The 18,559-nt window shown below is 39.2% G+C and carries 13 protein-coding genes; 5 read left to right on the plus strand and 8 right to left on the minus strand.

All coding sequences use genetic code 11. From position 1 onward, the window contains the following. Positions 1 to 51 precede the first annotated feature (51 nt). The 6 genes from CXF79_RS10605 to CXF79_RS10630 all read right to left on the minus strand — a co-directional run bounded on the left by CXF79_RS10605 (position 52) and on the right by CXF79_RS10630 (position 7,710). Positions 52 to 1,767: a BatD family protein gene (locus tag CXF79_RS10605; RefSeq protein WP_232769140.1), complete on the minus strand. Its 1,716-nt coding sequence runs from the start codon at positions 1,765 to 1,767 to the stop codon at positions 52 to 54. An 86-nt stretch (positions 1,768 to 1,853) separates the two neighbouring features. After that, on the minus strand, positions 1,854 to 3,953 hold the full coding sequence (locus CXF79_RS10610; protein WP_101154889.1) for a VWA domain-containing protein: 2,100 nt from the start codon (positions 3,951 to 3,953) through the stop codon (positions 1,854 to 1,856). Between the two features lies 1 nt (position 3,954). Beyond that, positions 3,955 to 5,010, minus strand: a complete 1,056-nt coding sequence (locus CXF79_RS10615; protein ID WP_101154890.1) for a vWA domain-containing protein — start codon at positions 5,008 to 5,010, stop codon at positions 3,955 to 3,957. After that, on the minus strand, positions 5,007 to 5,609 hold the full coding sequence (locus tag CXF79_RS10620) for a DUF4381 domain-containing protein (protein WP_011043945.1): 603 nt from the start codon (positions 5,607 to 5,609) through the stop codon (positions 5,007 to 5,009). The genes CXF79_RS10615 and CXF79_RS10620 overlap by 4 nt, the downstream gene beginning before the upstream one ends. Further along, on the minus strand, positions 5,609 to 6,664 hold the full coding sequence (locus tag CXF79_RS10625; RefSeq protein WP_101154891.1) for a DUF58 domain-containing protein: 1,056 nt from the start codon (positions 6,662 to 6,664) through the stop codon (positions 5,609 to 5,611). The genes CXF79_RS10620 and CXF79_RS10625 overlap by 1 nt, the downstream gene beginning before the upstream one ends. Before the next feature lie 44 nt (positions 6,665 to 6,708). Next, complete coding sequence (locus CXF79_RS10630; RefSeq protein ID WP_101154892.1) at positions 6,709 to 7,710, minus strand: AAA family ATPase; 1,002 nt, start codon at positions 7,708 to 7,710, stop codon at positions 6,709 to 6,711. Positions 7,711 to 8,053: 343 nt separating this feature from the next. Between CXF79_RS10630 and fadI the strand changes: the two genes are divergently transcribed. Beyond that, positions 8,054 to 9,361, plus strand: coding sequence for an acetyl-CoA C-acyltransferase FadI (gene fadI, locus CXF79_RS10635; protein ID WP_101154893.1), 1,308 nt, complete (start codon positions 8,054 to 8,056; stop codon positions 9,359 to 9,361). Beyond that, positions 9,361 to 11,724 (plus strand): fatty acid oxidation complex subunit alpha FadJ, encoded by a 2,364-nt coding sequence (gene fadJ / locus CXF79_RS10640; protein ID WP_232769141.1) that lies wholly within the window; start codon positions 9,361 to 9,363, stop codon positions 11,722 to 11,724. The genes fadI and fadJ overlap by 1 nt, the downstream gene beginning before the upstream one ends. A gap of 162 nt (positions 11,725 to 11,886) precedes the next feature. Here the strand turns inward: fadJ and CXF79_RS10645 are convergent, their stop codons facing one another. Next, positions 11,887 to 14,697 carry an insulinase family protein gene (locus CXF79_RS10645; RefSeq protein ID WP_101154894.1) on the minus strand — a complete coding sequence of 937 codons (2,811 nt, stop codon included), beginning with the start codon at positions 14,695 to 14,697 and terminating at the stop codon, positions 11,887 to 11,889. Positions 14,698 to 14,970: 273 nt separating this feature from the next. On the opposite strand from CXF79_RS10645, the gene sixA reads away from it, so the two are divergent. Beyond that, positions 14,971 to 15,471 (plus strand): phosphohistidine phosphatase SixA, encoded by a 501-nt coding sequence (sixA, locus tag CXF79_RS10650; protein ID WP_101154895.1) that lies wholly within the window; start codon positions 14,971 to 14,973, stop codon positions 15,469 to 15,471. A gap of 10 nt (positions 15,472 to 15,481) precedes the next feature. On the opposite strand, the gene smrB is transcribed toward sixA, so the two are convergent. Continuing rightward, on the minus strand, positions 15,482 to 16,159 hold the full coding sequence (gene smrB, locus CXF79_RS10655) for an endonuclease SmrB (RefSeq protein ID WP_232769142.1): 678 nt from the start codon (positions 16,157 to 16,159) through the stop codon (positions 15,482 to 15,484). Between the two features lie 166 nt (positions 16,160 to 16,325). Here smrB and prmB point away from each other — a divergent pair, with 166 nt between their 5' ends. After that, a complete protein-coding gene (prmB, locus tag CXF79_RS10660) occupies positions 16,326 to 17,270 on the plus strand; it encodes a 50S ribosomal protein L3 N(5)-glutamine methyltransferase (protein WP_101154896.1) in 945 nt (314 codons plus the stop codon). Between the two features lie 139 nt (positions 17,271 to 17,409). Continuing rightward, complete coding sequence (gene aroC, locus CXF79_RS10665; RefSeq protein ID WP_011043934.1) at positions 17,410 to 18,531, plus strand: chorismate synthase; 1,122 nt, start codon at positions 17,410 to 17,412, stop codon at positions 18,529 to 18,531. The last annotated feature ends 28 nt before the right edge of the window (positions 18,532 to 18,559 follow it).

Below are 18,559 nucleotides of genomic sequence, written 5' to 3' on the forward strand. Positions count from 1 at the left end.
TGATGAACAATCAACCAAGTAACTTAATAGAGTATAGGCAAGACTTAATCTTTATGGATTGAGTGGTAATAAATGATGATTATTTACTTTATCACTTTGTTGCTTATGAACAGTTTGAATAGCGTTTAGCAATGCCAAACCTTGCCAGGAGGGGGCTCCATTGATCGCGCTTTTTCCATAAAGGTGTTGCTGTAGATCATTAAGAGCAGTGGCAAAGCTTTGGTCTTGAACAATTGCTTGAGCTTGAGCAATATTATTTATTTCTAAGCCTGATTTATTAACCGGTAATAATTGTCTTAACCAAGGCAAGATTAAATTTAATGCTTGTTCAGCGTTGTTTTTCTTACAGGCAGCTAAAAGTGCAAGGTAATTATTACCCGAATTAACAACATTTTTTGCATTATCAGATGGATGATTGGTGTTTTTCTGATTGTTTTGCTTCAAATAAAAGAATTGAACCAACCAGGCCAAGCTTGTTAATAACCATAAACTAAGAAACAACCATTGTAGACGTTTGTCTTGAACAAGTACCTCAGTAACAGCAGCAGGGGACTGGGCTGTTAAGTTTTCAGAACTATTAGCAGAATTACTAACAGAGCTAGCAATTTTATTAGTTGCATCATTGAAGTTATTCGCAATAACTCCTTCTCCGGCTTCAACCGTGATCGTTTTTGAGGGCAGTGTCGCCACTTCGATTTTATTGGTAATGGTGTTAAACCACGTAATACCCATTTCAGGTAATACAAAGTTTCCGGCAGTACTTGGCACTAGGGCAAAGTTTTGAACTTTTTGGCTGACCAATCGATCATTTCTTAGGTTGGCATTTAACTCAGCTTGGTCAGGATAAATTTTTAAACCACGACTACTTTGCATTTCAAGTTTGGGTAACTGTGATTTTGAAAGGCCCGCAGCTGTCAGCGTAATAGTGCGCGTAATTGGCTCGCCAACGGTAAATTGATCATTTCCCGTTGGCCACTCTTGATGCAGAGTCAGTATATCAGTAGGTAACCATTGTGCATTACTTGGATAGTTCGCCGGTATTGGTAAAACAACGATATTTTGCGCATCACCTAAAATACTGACTGGTTTAGTTTGGGCAAAACTTAGAAAGCTCGAACGTCGTTTCGAGGGTTGGAGTATTTCACCGGAAAATAGTGGAGCTTTTAAGGTAAATTCGCCACTTTGTTCTGGAGTTATGGCATAAGTTTGCTCTATTACGCGGTAACGCTTGCCGTTGATAATGTTATCTGATTGTTTGTCTTGGCCTATCTTTTCTATGGTAGCGCCCGTTAAGCTTGGCTCAGTTAAATTGCCACTTTTAAGGTCAACGGCAAAGTGTAGCTTAATTGATAAAGTTAATAGTTGCTGAACGTAAACTTCATTACTGGATAACTCACTAGTAACAAAAATATCAGTTTGCGTGTTGCTGCCTGTATCCTTGGCTGCGATAACCGTCAGTTCAACCGGCTCACTTTGCTGGTTTTCAATAGTAAGAGCAGGAATAATGAACTGCCCCGCGCTGCGGGCAATTAAAACTATTTGCCACTTGGTAACTCGGCTAGTTTTAAAGTTGATCATACTCGTTTGCGAACTAACCGATGTTTGACCGACAATAAAATCACGCAGTAATGGGGTGGTGTCTAATGCATTACGGTTTACATCATCATCAGCAGTGACCGTTAAAAGAATCGACTCGTTAATCATCGCGGGATTTTTATCAACAACTGCTGTAACTTTTGATAAAGCGAAGGCGTTATTGCTGAACAAAAATGTAGCCATAATCAAGATAAATAGCATAAGGCTTTGCAGGAAATAAAACGGCCCGTTAACTGTTATCTTATTTGAAAAATTTGTTACCACTTTTTGGTTACTCCTTGAGATGAACCTTCACTTCGGCGCTTTTGATATTCGAGACGCATTTTATTTCGTAATAATAAATAAGGGTCGTCAGTCACCTTATTTAATAGTTGTTGATGTTTTTGCTCAGTTTCTTGTTTTTTGCTATCACTGGCTTGTTGAGCTAAAGATTTCTCATCACTTGGGTCTTGCTCATCATCAGAAGCTTCGGCTTGCTTAGCTTGTTCTTCTTTTTGTTGCTGTTCATTTTTCGCTTGCTGCTGAGCATCTTGATCCTGCTTGTCCTGCTTTTCCTGTTTATCGTCTTGTCCTTGTTGCTGCGGGTCACTCTGTTCTTGGTCACCTTGGGACCGATCTTGAGGTTCTTTTTGACCGTCCTTACTTTGTTGACTCTCTTGATTCTCTTTTTTATCTTGTTCATCCCCCTCCGATTGATCTTGAGAGTCCAGATCTTTCTGATCACCTTGAGACTGTTGTTCTTGCTGTTCTTGCTGTTTTTTAAGTTCTTCTAGTTTTGCTAAATTGTCTTTGGCATCATTTAACTCAGGATTTTTTTTCAGTGCTTTTTTATAAGCATCAATCGCCTCATCAACTTTTTGTAGCTGTGCGAGCGAATTACCTTGGTTATAAAGCGATTGAGCATTATCACTTTGTTTGAAAGCTTGTAATGCTTGTTCATAATTCCCCGCTTTATAGTGAGCACTGCCTTGCCATTGGCTGTCTTTGAACTGCTTAGCAGCTTGCTGATAGTCCTCTTGTTGGTAATGCTGTTGTGCTTGTTGGTCTGAGGTTTTCCACAAGTCTTGCCAAAGTTGACTAGCGCTATTAACGCTAGGCTCACTCGTAGATGGATCACTAGATTTTACTGTTTCAGAATCTGAAGCGGCAAAGCTGACAGGGCTGATAGATGAAAGACTGAACAATAAAGTCAGTGGCATAAGCCAAGTTATTGCCAATATACTGCTACCACGGCGAAAATAAGTTAACAGTAATGGCAATATGATGATGAGTAACCAAGGTCCTTGCTCTTGATACTGATCTCCTTGCATTGCTTGTTTACTTTGTTGTTCGCTTTGCTGATCATTTGAACTCTTTGACGACTGTGAATTAATCTTATCGTCTAGATTTGAATTTAAGTGAGCGGTCAGCGCTTTTATATCGGTGTCGTCATTGGTCATGGTGTGATAGACGCCTCTGCTACGCTTAGATATTGCCGCCAATCTACTTTCGGGTAACTTAGGAATGACAATAGCGCCTTTGTTATCTTTGAGTAATTTACCACTACTTAGCTTTATCGGTGCGCCAGTTTTACTGCCTACACCTAAGATATTCACTTTATGGTCGTTGTCGTTAGCCCAGTCATAAATATCTGATATTTCTTCCTTATCAATATCATCAGTAAACCAATAAATATCGCCCCTCACATGACCGGAATTTTTTAATGTTTTATCCGCTAGAGTCAGTGCAGCCAAAGCATTAGCGCCATAAACCGGCATAATATCAGGTGATAGGGAAGGTAAAAGCAATTCAATGTTTTTAATATCTTGCGTCAAAGGGCTAATAATAAAAGCATCACCGGCATAGGCAATTAGGCCAACATCACCCTCATTTATCTTTTTAAGTAAATCGATGGCTTTATAACGAGCACGGGTTAACCTATTGGGTTTCACATCCGTTGCGTACATGGAGTAAGACATATCCATAACAAGCACAGCGCCACGTTCTAGTTGATAAACCGGTTGTGGTAACTTTTGCCATGCAGGTCCAGCTAGAGCTAAAATAATAGAACTACCCATAATAAAAGGTTTTAACCAAAAACGTGGTTGTGACGAAGAGGTTTGTGCCCCTTTTTTTTGCGAATTTTCCAATAAAGCATTGGCTAAGTGAGCAGGTAAGAAATGTTGCCAAGGTGATTGGTAATAACGAATTTTCTTTAAAATAAACAGTATTAAAAACAAAGCAATAAAGGCTAATAACCACCAAGGTCGAATAAAGTGGAAGTTATTGACTAACCCTTCGAAGCTAAGGCCTTCGAAAGAGAAGTCGTTAGCGAATTGAGTTAAATCAGTGAATAAGTTGGTTTGTTGTGCCGACATGTTATTTACCACCCATAGCGCTGACACCATCTTTATTCGTGCTGGTATTGTTTTTTGTAGTAGCGTTTTTAGTGGGCAATAAAAAGCTGAAATGTAAGCTGAGTAAGTATACAAAACAAAGTAGGGCAGCCAATGCTAGTGGCCAATAAAACAAGGCACTCAGTGGTCGCATTTGTTGTTGTTCTTGTTTAATCGGTTCTAGTTTATCTAACAAACCATAAATCTCACTCATGCTTTGGCTGTCTCGGGCACGAAAATATTGGCCACCCGTTTGCTTCGCGATATTTGCTAAACTTTGCTCGTCTAAATCGCTCGATGGATTAATACGCTGTGTTCCCCACATTGATTTTTGCAGCATAACATCGGCGCCAATACCTACGGTGTAGATAGTAATATCTTTAGCAACGGCTAACTCTAATGCCTGCTCTGGGGTTATTTTTCCTGCAGTATTTTGACCATCGGTCAACAATAATAAAACTTTGTTAGACTCTTGTTTTGCATCAAAACGCTTTACTGCAAGTGCGATAGCATCGCCAATGGCGGTTTTTTTGCCGACAAGATTGAGCTCACTCTCATCTAACATTTGCTTTACTGTTTTTCTATCAAAGGTCATCGGCGTTTGCATGTAAGCATCATCGGCAAATAAGATTAAACCGAGACGGTCACTGACACGACGCGCGATAAAATCACCAAGGACAACCTTAAGCATCTGTAAACGGTTTACATTGCGACCGTTAAGACTCATGTCTTCTATTTCCATACTGCCGGAAAGATCAACAGCAATCATCATTTCACGACCTTCACTGGGGATATCAATTGCTTCACCAAGCCATTGAGGACGACTAACAGCGAGAATCAATAAAACCCAACAAGTCGTTAAAATAATCAAAGGTGCTTTACGCTTTTGCTGATCGCTCATCGCAGTGCTTGATACATTAATAAGCTCCGGCATGATAAGTGCGCTTTGTTGGTTCGTACTTTTTTTAGCCGGTAAAAAATAAATAATCAGCGGCAGAGGTAATAGGGCAAATAACCAGGGCCAAGCAAAACTTATCATTTGCTTAACTCCTTTTCTTTTTCGATGGGCATAGGCGTATTAAAAGTTGATGTTTCATCATTAGGTAGAGCCTCATCAATAACGAGAGGCTGTGTAATAGGAAGCGCATAGTTTAACCACAATTTGGTCGCTTGATGGCAATCACGGTCAATATCAGCTGTTGCTGTTTTCTGTGCTTGGTATTGCGCTTCAAATGCAGTATTAATTAATTTAGTAAAGCTAGCTTGATGCTTTTCAGGTAATTGATTCATTAAAAAATCCTGAAAACCCTGGCCATATAACTTAGCTAATTGTTGACGATTAATGTACTGCATCGCAGCCCATTTCAATAAGGTAATACATTCTTTAGCACTGAGCGTTGGATTGTTTTCTAGTACCGTTAAGGCCTGTTTTTTACTGGCATTTAACTGTATGCGTTGTTTGCGTTTTTTATAAAGCCAAAACGTACCAATAACAAGTAATGCCAGTAAAATCCACCAGCCCGGGGCAATTGGGAAATTACTCACTTGCTCAGGTACATGAATATCATGCAATTGTAATTGAGCCGATTGACCTTGAGGTAGTTGACCAGGAAGAGTAGGCGAGTTTGCTATTGCCATTATAACGATGCCCCATATTTTAATTGCTGCTCGAGGCTTTCCCCTGCACTAAAGTGAATAACTCGGGCGCCTGTTGATTGCAGCAACAACTGCATTTTTTCATGTTGCGCAAGGGCTTGTTGTTGGTATTGCTCTGCGGTGTTGTTATCACCTAATGTTAATTGCTGTCGATTGATACCATCAGTAAATGTTACTGCTAATTTTAGTGAGCTCTCGGGCAGTGCTTGTTCAAGGGGATCACTAATTAAACAAAGTACTAACTCACAATGTTTACTAATCTGGCTTAGGTGCCTTATAGCATGCGGACAGCTTTTTTCATCTCGTAGCGCATGACCGTCGGTGATCAAATAAACAAGTGAGCCGGGTTTAGCAAGGTGTCTTAATCGAGCACAGTGTTGTTCAAAATAATGATTTTTATGTTGTGTTGTGGTTTCTTGTTGTTTATCTAGCGCAGAATCGTTTTCTTCGAGCGGTGTTTGCTTTTTTTGATTATTTAGGGTGGTTAACGCATGCAAGTAATGCAATACACCGGCTTTTCGACTGCGTGGTTTTAATTCAATATGCTGTTCATCACAAAACACTAAACCACCCAAACGATCACCACGGATTTTGGCGTGCCAAGCAATAAGTGCCGCTAAATGAGCGCCTTGGACAGATTTAAAAAGAAGTTTGCTGCCAAAATTCATATTTTGGCTCAAATCAGTGGCAACCAGTACCGGCCTTTCTATTTCTTCTCGAAAAAGTTTAGTGTGGGTTTTTCCGGTACGGGCAGTTACTCGCCAGTCAATGGCGCGAACATCATCACCTGTTTGGTAATGCCGCACTTCGTCAAACTCCATGCCTCGGCCTTTACTACGAGATAGATAATTACCGGCTTGCTTACCTTGAATATTCTTTTTACCAGCCAAGTCAATCAAACGACTCTTATTTTGGTATTGCAATAGTTCCTGCATAGATAAATCAATACCATTACTATATAAGCTTGCAAGTAAGGATTGAGTTGCATCCTTATTCAAGGATTTTGCAGACGATTTTTTTTGACGATTAAACCACATAAAGTAACTCTATTTGCTCATCCGATTTCATAATTTATTCGACACTAAGCAACAGCAACTTGGCTTAAAATATGATCAAGTACTTGATTAGCAGTGACACCTTCGGCTTCAGCTTGATAGCTTAGTAAAATTCTATGTCTAAGGGCATTGTGGAAAACGGCTTGAATATCTTCAGGGCTGACAAAATCTCGATTATGTAACCAAGCGCGAGCTCGAGCACATCTATCTAAAGCAATGGTGGCACGAGGACTAGCGCCAAAGGCAAGCCAAGTGCTTAATTTATCATCATACTTTTCAGGTTGACGCGTGGCGATAATTAAATCAACGATATAGTTTTCTAATGAAGGGGCCATATGTATATTTAGCACCTGCTCACGTGCTGAAAAAATTTCACTTTGGCTTAATGTTCGCAAACTGTTTTCTTTGGTAGATGTTTCTTTTTCGCTTGAGTCATTACCATGATTAGCATTTGATCTTAACGCTTCACCACGGTTTAGTTTCAGTATTGCTAACTCACTTTCGGCATCAGGGTAACCAATTTCAATGTGCATTAAGAAGCGATCTAATTGTGCTTCAGGTAACGGGTAAGTACCTTCTTGCTCAATAGGATTCTGCGTTGCCATGACTAAAAATAACTCAGGTAAGTCATATGTTTTACGACCAACAGTTATTTGTCCCTCTGCCATCGCTTCTAATAAAGCCGACTGTACTTTAGCTGGCGCTCGATTGATTTCATCAGCAAGCACTAAATTTTGGAATAAAGGGCCGGGTTGAAAAACAAAGGTGCCATCTTCTGGACGATAAATATCGGTACCGGTTAAATCAGCGGGTAATAAATCTGGGGTAAACTGAATACGATGAAAATCAGCCTCTAGTCCCTGTGCTAATGCGTTAACGGCACGTGTTTTTGCTAGACCAGGCGGACCTTCAACAATTAAGTGACCATTAGCCAATAGGGCAATAAGCAAATTCTCAACTAACGCTTCTTGACCAATTATTTGTGAAGATAAATGTTGTTTTAAGGTAGAAAAATGTTCAATTGCCATACGGATAAATTCTTTTAATATTGGTCGTTATAATGTGAAACTTAGTGATAACTGGGCTTGGCACTCATTCATAAGAGAGCTTCAGCTGTTTACTGTTAAACTAAGGAAAAAGTTAATATAAATTAAGCTAGTATTTTATATAAGGTTTTTATGTAATAAAACAAGTGAATGGTAACAAAATTTTAACAGTAATTTACAACTATAAAATGTATAAAGTTGTCGTTAATCTTTTTTGAACGCAGGTAATGATTGAATTTTTTCTAGAGTTAGTTAGAATCAAGTTAGTTAAAGAGGTCAGACCTCTTGAGTTTAAATTATAAATACAGAGTGTGTGGAGTAATAAATGACAATAAAAAGACTAACAACTTCGACGGGTGAGCGCATAGCAATTGTTGCTGGCTTGCGTACTCCGTTTGCTAAACAGGCAACGGCTTTTCATGGTGTTCCAGCAGTTGATTTGGGCAAAATCGTTGTTAATGAATTATTACAAAAACACGATGTTGACCCAGGGATCATTGATCAACTTGTTTTTGGTCAAGTAGTTCAAATGCCGGAAGCGCCAAACATTGCTCGTGAAATCGTCTTGGGTACCGGTATGAATACTCGTACTGATGCTTACAGTGTCTCGCGCGCCTGTGCTACTAGTTTTCAATCAACGGTTAACGTTGCTGAATCTATTATGGCTGGGCACGTTGATGTTGGTATTGCTGGCGGTGCTGATTCATCATCAGTGGCACCTATAGGTGTTTCTAAAAAGCTTGCACGCACGTTAGTTGATTTAACCAAAGCAAGATCACTAGGGCAGAAACTTTCACTACTTAGTCGTCTTGGTTTGAAAGATTTATTACCCGTTTCTCCAGCTGTCGCTGAATACTCTACCGGTATTTCTATGGGACAAACGGCAGAGCAAATGGCGAAAACTTATCAAATTTCTCGTCAAGATCAAGATGCATTAGCCCACAGATCGCACACTTTAGCGACCAAGAGTTGGCAAGAAGGTAAATTAGCAGGTGAGGTCATGACAGTTCATGCTGAACCTTATAAAAGCTTTATCGATAGAGATAATTGTTTTCGAGAAAATTCTGTTTTAGAAAGTTATGCTAAATTAAAACCAGTTTTTGATCGCAAGCATGGCACAGTTACCGCTGCTACAAGTACGCCGTTGACCGATGGTGGTGCAGCTATCCTACTAATGCGTGAAGGACGAGCGAAAGAGCTAGGTTATAAACCATTAGGTTATATTCGTAGTTTTGGTTTTGCTGCCATCGATGTTTGGCAAGACATGCTCATGGGTCCAAGTTATGCCACTCCTATTGCATTACAACGTGCGGGCATGAATTTAGCCGATTTAGATTTGATTGAAATGCACGAAGCATTTGCAGCCCAAGCACTAGCGAACATGAAAATGTTTGGTAGTACTAAGTTTGCTCAAGAGCAACTTGGCAGAGATAAAGCTATTGGTGACATTGATATGGATAAATTTAATGTTATGGGGGGCTCGCTCGCCTATGGACACCCTTTTGCTGCTACGGGTGCAAGACTTATCACACAAACCCTTAATGAATTAAACCGTCGTGGTGGTGGTGTTGGTTTAACAACAGCTTGTGCTGCAGGTGGTTTAGGCGCGGCAATGATTGTGGAGACAGACTAATGACTCAAGAAATAAAATCAAATGATAGTGAAGGTACTATTAAAGATAATGCTGAAGAAAGTAATGAAGTGAATAATGAAGTAAATAGCACTGCTGAAAATAGTATTACCAAGGCTTATGGTAACGATGCTGCTGAAGCAAAAGTCACTGACGAAAAAGTAAGTGAGCATAATGACCCAGTAGAGCCAACAGGCAGTGCTTTTACTATAGTTCGCCATGATAATGGTATCGCTCATTTAGTGATTGATGTTATTGGTGAAAATGTAAATACTCTTAAAGCAGAGTTTACTGAGCAAGTTAATGCGGTATTGGCTGAAATTAAAGTTGATAAAGCAATTACCGGCATAGTGCTGTGCAGTGGTAAAAAAGGCTCTTTTGTAGCCGGTGCTGACATTAATATGCTCGATGCTTGTCAAAGCCGCGATGAAGTTGTTGCTTTATCTCGACAAGGACAACGAATATTTTCTTTGCTAGAGCAATTACCTATTCCTATTGTTGCGGCTATCGATGGTGCATGTTTAGGTGGCGGTTTAGAGCTTGCTATGGCATGTCATGCTCGAGTTTGTAGTGATAATAGTAAAACTGCTTTGGGTTTACCTGAGGTGCAATTAGGCTTATTGCCAGGTAGTGGCGGTACTCAGCGTTTACCTCAGTTAGTCGGTTTACAAAAAGCCTTAGACATGATGCTTACGGGCAAGCAATTACGCGCTAAACAAGCATTAAAATCAGGTTTAGTTGATGATGTTGTGCCAAGCAGTGTGTTGCTTACGGTTGCTGAAGATTTAGCAATATCTTTGCGTCAACGTGGTAAAAAGACAGTTAAGCGCAAACAAGGCTTAATGGATAAGTTGCTAGAAAATAATGCTGTTGGTCGAAAAGTTGTTTATCAACAAGCGCAAAAAACTGTGCTAGCAAAAACCCAAGGTAATTATCCAGCACCAGCTAAAATTATTGATTGCATTCGCACTGGTATCGAATCTTCAGCTGAAAAGGGCTATAGAGTAGAAGCTGAGCATTTTTCCGATCTGGTGATGAGTGATGAATCTGCGCAACTACGTCAGTTATTCTTTGCGACAACAGCAATGAAGAAAGAGCAGGGCGTTGCAGATGTTATGCCAGAAAAAATGACTAAAGCGGGTGTTTTAGGTGGCGGTTTAATGGGGGGCGGTATTGCCTTTGTCACTGCAACTAAAGCGAATATGCCTGTACGTGTTAAGGATATTAGCCACAAAGGTATTGGCCAAGCATTAAAATACAGCTATCAAATACTGAATAAAAAAGTTAAGCGTCGCTTTTTACTTAACAGCGAAATGCAAAAACAGTTAGCTATGATAACCGGTAGTGTGGAATATACGGGTTTTAAAGCCCTTGATATTGTTGTTGAAGCAGTATTTGAAGATTTAACATTGAAACAAAACATGGTGGCTGAGGTTGAAGCGCAAGGGCATGATAAAACTATTTTTGCCAGCAATACCTCTAGTTTACCAATAGGGAAGATTGCTGCTAACGCAAAACGACCTGAAAATGTAATTGGGCTACATTATTTTTCGCCGGTTGATAAAATGCCGTTAGTGGAAATAATTCCTCACGATAAAACCTCTGATCAAACTATTTCAAATACAGTGGCTTTTGCTAAAAAACAGGGTAAAACTCCTATTGTTGTTAAAGACAAAGCAGGTTTTTATGTCAATCGTATTTTAGCACCTTATATGAATGAAGCCGCTATTCTGCTTCTTGCTGGTGAGCCCATTGATAAAATAGACAAAGCACTGGTAAAATTTGGTTTTCCTGTAGGACCGATGCAACTGCTTGATGAAGTGGGAGTTGACGTTGGCGCTAAAATTGGACCCATCTTGCAGGCAGATCTTGGTGAGCGTTTTGCAGCACCAGCGGCGTTTGATAAATTACTTGCAGATGGTCGTTTAGGTAAAAAAGTAAAGAAGGGTTTTTATCAGTACGAAAAGCCAACTTTTACTAAGAATTTACAAAATACTTTCAAAGGTATTAAATCAGGCCACAAACAAGTAGATGAGACTATCTATAGCTTACTAAATATTAAGCCTATGGGAAGTCTATCAGCAGTAGAAATTAGTAAACGTTGTACTTACATGATGCTAAATGAAGCGGCACGCTGTGTTGATGAAGGTATAGTGAGAAATGCTAGAGATGGTGATATTGGTGCGATCTTCGGTATTGGATTTCCACCCTTTTTAGGTGGACCGCTACGTTATATTGATAAAATTGGTGCTAAGTCAGTGGTTGCTCAATTAAGTCAATGGGCTGAGCAGCATGGCGAGCGTTATACTCCATGTGAAGCTTTGATTACTATGGCAGAAAATGATGCAGTTTATTACCCAAAATAAGATTGTGGAGTAATAAAACAAGTAAAGGGCTGTTGAGACTTTTCGAACATAACTGTTCTAATATGCTCAACAGCCTTTTTTGTATCAACGAGACTAGTTAATTTTCTGTCAGTTATTAAGTCTGTCAGTTATTAAGTCAGTCAGTTAATCTGCTTATTAACTTTAGTACTTGAGAGGACTGGCTTTAATAAAAGCGTCAATATCTGTAATTATCTCACCATTGGGTTTTTGTGTTTGTTCTAGCAAATCACTTTGTGAATACAGGATAAAGCGATCAGGCTTACAAGCATTAACTACACTATTTTTCACGAAGGTTTTAACTTGCGCTAATGTTAAGGTTAAAACCGCTTCCAGTAAGTTTTCTTTCTGTTTAAATTCTTCATCTTTATTACAAATAGCAGCCCAAAAACGCTGGCTTCTAATACGTAAGTTATGATCTTTTTCTTGTAATTGACTCGCCAAACCTTGCAATAAATGTTGCCATTTCTCGGCAGAAATATTATCGAGTTCAAAAATACTGCTGCTGATAAATTCATCCATAGCGTGTGCTAATGTAAAAGCATCACAGTGGGGGGATTGAATATAAAACGCGATGCCAGGGTAGCTATTAATTGGCACATAACCGACTCCTACTAAGTAGCCATATTGCTTTTCTGTACGCATTTTCTGAAAAAATAAGGGCGATAATATATGGCTAGTGATCATTGCGAGTGCCACCGCGTTATCATCTTTGTGCTCAAATGCTGTATAGATGACACAAGCGTGATCATGTTCAGGTAAGCTAATGGGTAATAACAATGTTTCTTTGGTTGAAATATCGGTTACTGGACACTGTATGGCATATTTTTCATTAACATTACCGTGAAAACCTTGTTCAATAACCTCGCATAATTGTTGGGCATGCTCAATCAACCAATTGCCATGAATGAGAACTTCTAATGTTACTTTTTGGAATAGTTGCTGACTAAAGTGCTGATATTGACTAAAGCTCACCTCACTAAGTGCTTGCGCTAACGCTTTACTGGTAGGGTTATTAGGTTGCATTACTGAGCTTAGGCTAGCGAATAACTGTGAAATTGATTTACTTTTACCACTGTTTTGCCAATGTTGAACCAGCTGTTGTTTAAATAAAGCAAAGTGTGCTTCAGTGACATTGTGGTTTTTTAATCGTCTTAATAGTTTACTTAACAACAGATGTTGGTTTTCACTATAACCTGATAGTTGCATGGTTACGCCGCCTTGATGGGCATATAAGTGATAATGTATGCCTGCTAATTCTGCTTCGTAATTTTCTTCAATAACGGTATCTGTATATAAATCAGTAAATAGACGGGTCATGGCAATATTAGCGACACTTGCAACAACAAAAGGGGCATCAATACCTATATATAAGTAACCCTTAGGGACTTTAAACGTGTGATCTTGTTTATACCAAACGACCAACCCATTTTTATTAATAATTTTTTCAGGAAGTTCGGGTGCTTCCTGCATATTTCCTAGATGCTTTTTACTAGGGTAAACGGTTGGCTCTTCGACAATATAAGGGTTAGGTGCAGGTAAGTACAAACCTTTGATGTGCGCTTTATCGCTTAGAGCAATATGACGCCAATGAATCAATTGTTGTTCAGAAATAGGGGCCATATGGTAAGGCACTTGGTACCAAAAACTATTCTTGGAAAAATTATTTTTCTGACTAACATGCATGAGTCGCATATTATCGACCTGTAAAAAACTAAGTAGTTTTTTGATGTTCTCCGTCGACATACCTGACATAACATAGTCACCAAAAATATAATCTTCTTCTGGGTAATACTGCATGTTGATGACTAATTGACTGACACTGTCGAGTGGTCGCATTTTTTCATGGTAAATAAACGCTAGGTTACTAATTTTTTGTTTTTCTTGATAATAGTACTCAGCGATTTCTGTATTATTTAGCAGAGCAATATAAGTTAATATTATATCGACAACGTCATTAAGGTGCTCTTCACCTAATTCAGTTAATGCGATGCTAATATTGAAGTCTTTAAAGTTAGAGCCATTAATACCTGAACCAGCGGTTAGCGCTAAGGCCCACTGATGCTTTTTAAGTAAAGATAAAGCACTGCCTTCACCTTCATGACCTAATAAATAAGCAAGAATCGATTCAGGTTTATCTAGGTAATATTGATCAATGCTGTCCATGGCAAAACTGATAATAAGCTGATGATCATTTTTAACAGGGCAGACATCTATTTTAATTTTTTGATGTTCAGGTAAATATAAGGGATGCTCAATCTCAGGCAGCGGCGAGTCAGCTGACTTTATCGGACTAAAACGCTGCTCAGCTATGCTTTTAAGTTCGGCTAAGTTTTGCGGCCCTTCAAGGGCTAACGTCATGTACTCTGCACGGTAATACTGTTGAAAAAAGGCTTGTAATTCTTGGCTTATATTTTGTCCGTCTCGATCCGCTAAGGTATCTAGATTCCCAACAGAGAACTGAGAAAAGGGGTGTTTAGGGTTAATTGTGTCTTTGTGAACATCGTATAAACGTCTGATATCATCTTTTAACTTTAAGGTGAATTCAGCATCAATATTTTCACGCTCTTTTACGACAAAGTCATCCGCCAATAGAGGTTCAATAAAAAACTCACTAAACCGTTCTAGTGCAGCTGAAAAGTGCGTAGCGGCAATATCAAAGAAAAAACACGTATGCTCTGTGCCAGTCCAAGCATTATGGTTACCGCCGTGTTGATTAATAAATTTTTGATACTCACTGCCATCAGGGAAGTTTTTTGTCCCTAAAAATAACATGTGCTCTAAAAAGTGCGCTAAACCCTGCCTGTCATTTGGATCATTAAAGTGACCGACATTAACGGCTAAAGCCGCTGCCGATTTAGCGGTTTCATCATTATGAATAAGCAGTACGCGTAAACCATTGGTAAGAGTAATTGCTTGATATTGTTTTGAATCATTGGGGCTTTGTTTCAACACTAAGGCTCCTAAGAACACTTTAAACGACAAAGCGTATGACGAGAATATGGATAGTTTCTGAATTCAACAGGGAGATAAAAAAATTCCTTAATTACTTAAAGGAATAAAAAAAGCCTATTTATTCTTAACTGTTGTTATTAATGCGCGTTCAATTCTATTACTATAGCCGCAAAAATAACTTAGACTCAATACTTTAGCCGATAAAATTCATAAATAAGCTAAAAGTTGAACTATACCGTTATTGTAACCTACAAGTAGTCGTTGAGAGAATTAATGCAAGTTTATATAATGCGCCATGGTGAAGCTCAAAACTTTGTTGAGCAGGGCAGTCGTGATGACAGCCAAAGAGCGTTAACCGCACAAGGTAAAATCGAAGCGAAAATGATGGCGACATGGTTGCAAAAAATGAAGATAAGCCCTATGCAAGTCTTTGTCAGCCCTTATATTCGAGCGCAACAAACTTGTGCTATAGCAACGGCTTTGATGCAAACCGCTATTACGACGTTAGATTTTATTACCCCCGCTGGCGACGCCAAACAGGTACATGACTTTATTGATGGTTGGTGTAGTGAGCAATTAGAAGCAACAACTGAGCAAGAACACAGCTTGCTCATAATTTCTCACATGCCTCTAGTTAGCTACTTAGTCGCAGAATTAACACAATCGAGTAACGCCCCAATCTTTGCTACTGCAGGTATTGCGCACATTGATTATGATACGGAGAAAATGCAAGGTATCTTGCAACGTCTCGTTTCACCTATCGAACTTTGTTAATGCTTAGCTGTTAATTCCGATTATATTTATCTTTTAATTCGATTAACGCTAAGATAGCACCGTTTCCGCCCCATTCTAAGGGTGCTTGATGAAAGGCCATCACATCAGGGTGTTGTACCAACCAATGGGGCACTTTATTTTTTAAAATATGTGATCCTATACCATGAACAACGCATATACATTGAGCGTGTTCCTTTTGGCAGGCAAAGAGTAACGCAGCTAATTCTTTTTTAGCTTGATGTTGATCTAGGCCGTGCAAATCAAGGATAAGGTCGGGGCGATAATGGCCGCGGCGAAGGTTTTTGACTTCAAAACTGTCAACACCCTCTCGAACATATTTCATTGGACCTTGTTTATTTAAATTAGGTTCAAATTCATCAGAAAAATGAAATTGCGCGATGGCCTTATTTGCCTTGTTATACTCTTGGTCATTTTTTTGGGAAGTGTTAGACTTATGGCCACTTTTAATTAAGCGAACTGTGTCGATAACTAAAGGCTTAACTTGACCGATAGCATCGGCAAAAAGTTGCTTTTCATCAGGCAAAACTTCTTTAATTGACTCATTAGTTTTTTGTAATGATTCATCAGCTTTTTTTTGCTGGCTCTTACTTTGCGCGCTGGCTGCAATATTCGCGCGAACTTTGGCTTTTATTGAAGAAAGTTCGGATTTTAGGGCTTTGTTTTTCATTGACGCAGTGTAAAACATTTTAGTGTTAATACATATTAATTATTATCGTTAAGTACCAAACCTAAATACCAAGATAAAACAGTAGAGTTAAGCTAAGAAGTTAAGTTAACAACTTAAACTATAAAGCAAACCTGAAAATATAGAGATACCTTTTGAGGAAGAGAATGTGAGCAATACCAACATTGAAAACATAACCACGCAATTACATACTATTGCTGATTATTGTCGTTATGGGGCCAGTATATTTAATCAAGCAGAACTTTTTTATGGTCATGGAAATGACAATGCGTTAAATGAGGCACTTACCTTGGTGATGTTTGCTTTATCCTTGCCCGAGGAAATGAGTGAAGACGTAATGACTTGTCGCTTAGTTGATTACGAGAAGCAAAATATTCTAGCACTTTTTGAGCAACGCATTGAAACGCAGCAACCTGTTGCCTATATCACCAACCTTGCTTATTTTGCGCAATTACCATTTTATGTGGATGAGCGTGTTTTAGTGCCTCGTTCTCCTATTGGTGAATTAATTGAAAAACACTTTGACCCTTATTTTAGTGAACAAAACCCACCGCAAAGAGTTTTAGATTTGTGTACTGGCAGTGGTTGTATTGCCATTGCTTGCGCCAGTTACTTTCCTGATGCTGAAGTCGATGCGGTCGATTTATCACTCGATGCATTAAATGTTGCAGAAATTAATATTGAAAACCATGGTTTAAGTGAACAAGTTATTCCAATTCAATCTGATGTTTTTTCTGGGGTTACTGCACAAAAATATGATTTAATTGTCACTAATCCGCCTTATGTTGATCAAGAAGACATTGATAGTTTACCTGCAGAATTTACCCATGAACCCGAAATGGGTTTAGGCTGTGGTGAAGACGGTTTAGATATTGTTAGAATTATCTTGGCAGAGAGTGCGCTGTACCTCAATGATGATGGCGTACTCATTTGCGAAGTGGGTAACTCACAATATCATGTTGAAGCTCTCTACCCAGCGGTCGATTTTACTTGGTTGACCTTTGAACGCGGTGGTCATGGTGTCTTTATGCTAAATAAAACGCAGTTAGAGCAACATGCAGAAACTTTTTTAGCTGCACTTAAAACAGCATAAACGTATAAAATAAAAGTAAGCTAAGTAATAACATCTATCTAAGCTGATAGTGAAAATTAGTTAGTATTAAAAATAGCGGATACAAAAAATAAAGTGTATTCGTAGCTTTAAAAATTAAATTAATAGGCGGTAATGTTCAATGTCAGGTAATACCTTCGGAAAATTATTCACAGTCACCTCATTTGGTGAAAGTCATGGATTAGGATTAGGCGCCATTATCGATGGTTGTCCACCAGGGCTTGAGTTAACTGAAGCTGACTTACAAATTGATTTAGACAGACGTCGCCCTGGCACCTCTCGATATACTACTGCTCGCAGAGAAGCGGATGAAGTAAAAATTCTTTCAGGTGTATTCGAAGGTAAAACCACAGGCACGCCTATTGGTTTAATGATTGAAAATACCGACCAACGTTCAAAAGATTATGGCAACATTGCTGACAGTTTCCGTCCGGGTCACGCAGATTACACTTACTGGCAAAAATACGGACTACGTGACTATCGAGGTGGTGGACGTTCTTCTGCACGTGAAACAGCGATGCGTGTTGCTGCCGGCGCAATAGCAAAAAAATACCTCGCTGAAAAATTTGGCATGACCATTCAAGCCTGTGTTACTCAAATTGGTGATATTGTTGCCAGTGGTCCAAAGGGTGCTCCGTTTGATGTTAATACCGTTGATTGGTCGAGCGTAGAAGACAACCCATTCTTCTTCCCTGATGAAACTAAAATTGAACAACTTGGTGAGTACCTTCGTGACATCATTAAAGAAAAAGACTCTATTGGCGCGAAAGTGACTGTTGTAGCCACTAATGTACCTGTTGGCTTAGGCGAGCCTATCTTTGACCGTTTAGATGCTGATATTGCTCATGGTTTGATGAGTATCAATGCCGTAAAAGGTGTTGAGGTCGGTGATGGTTTTGCCGTAGTAAATCAAAAAGGCTCAGAGCACAGAGATGAACTTACCCCTGAAGGTTTTTCAACAAACCACTCAGGTGGTGTTTTAGGTGGTATTTCATCAGGTCAGCAAATTATTGCGCATTTGGCTCTTAAACCAACTTCAAGTATTGGTGTAAGTGGTAAAACGGTTAATTTAACGGGCGAAGCGACGGACATCATCACCAAAGGTCGTCATGACCCTTGTGTCGGTATTCGCGCTGTACCTATTGCTGAAGCAATGTTAGCGTTGACCTTAATGGATCACTTCCTTCGTCATCGTGGGCAAAATGCTGATGTTCAATGTAATACACCTGACATTGAAGCATAAACAATAACAATCTTTAGTTTAGTGAGTA

Origin of the sequence: Colwellia sp. Bg11-28 (assembly GCF_002836245.1) — a bacterium.
GTDB classification, from domain to species: Bacteria; Pseudomonadota; Gammaproteobacteria; order Enterobacterales; family Alteromonadaceae; genus Colwellia; species Colwellia psychrerythraea_A.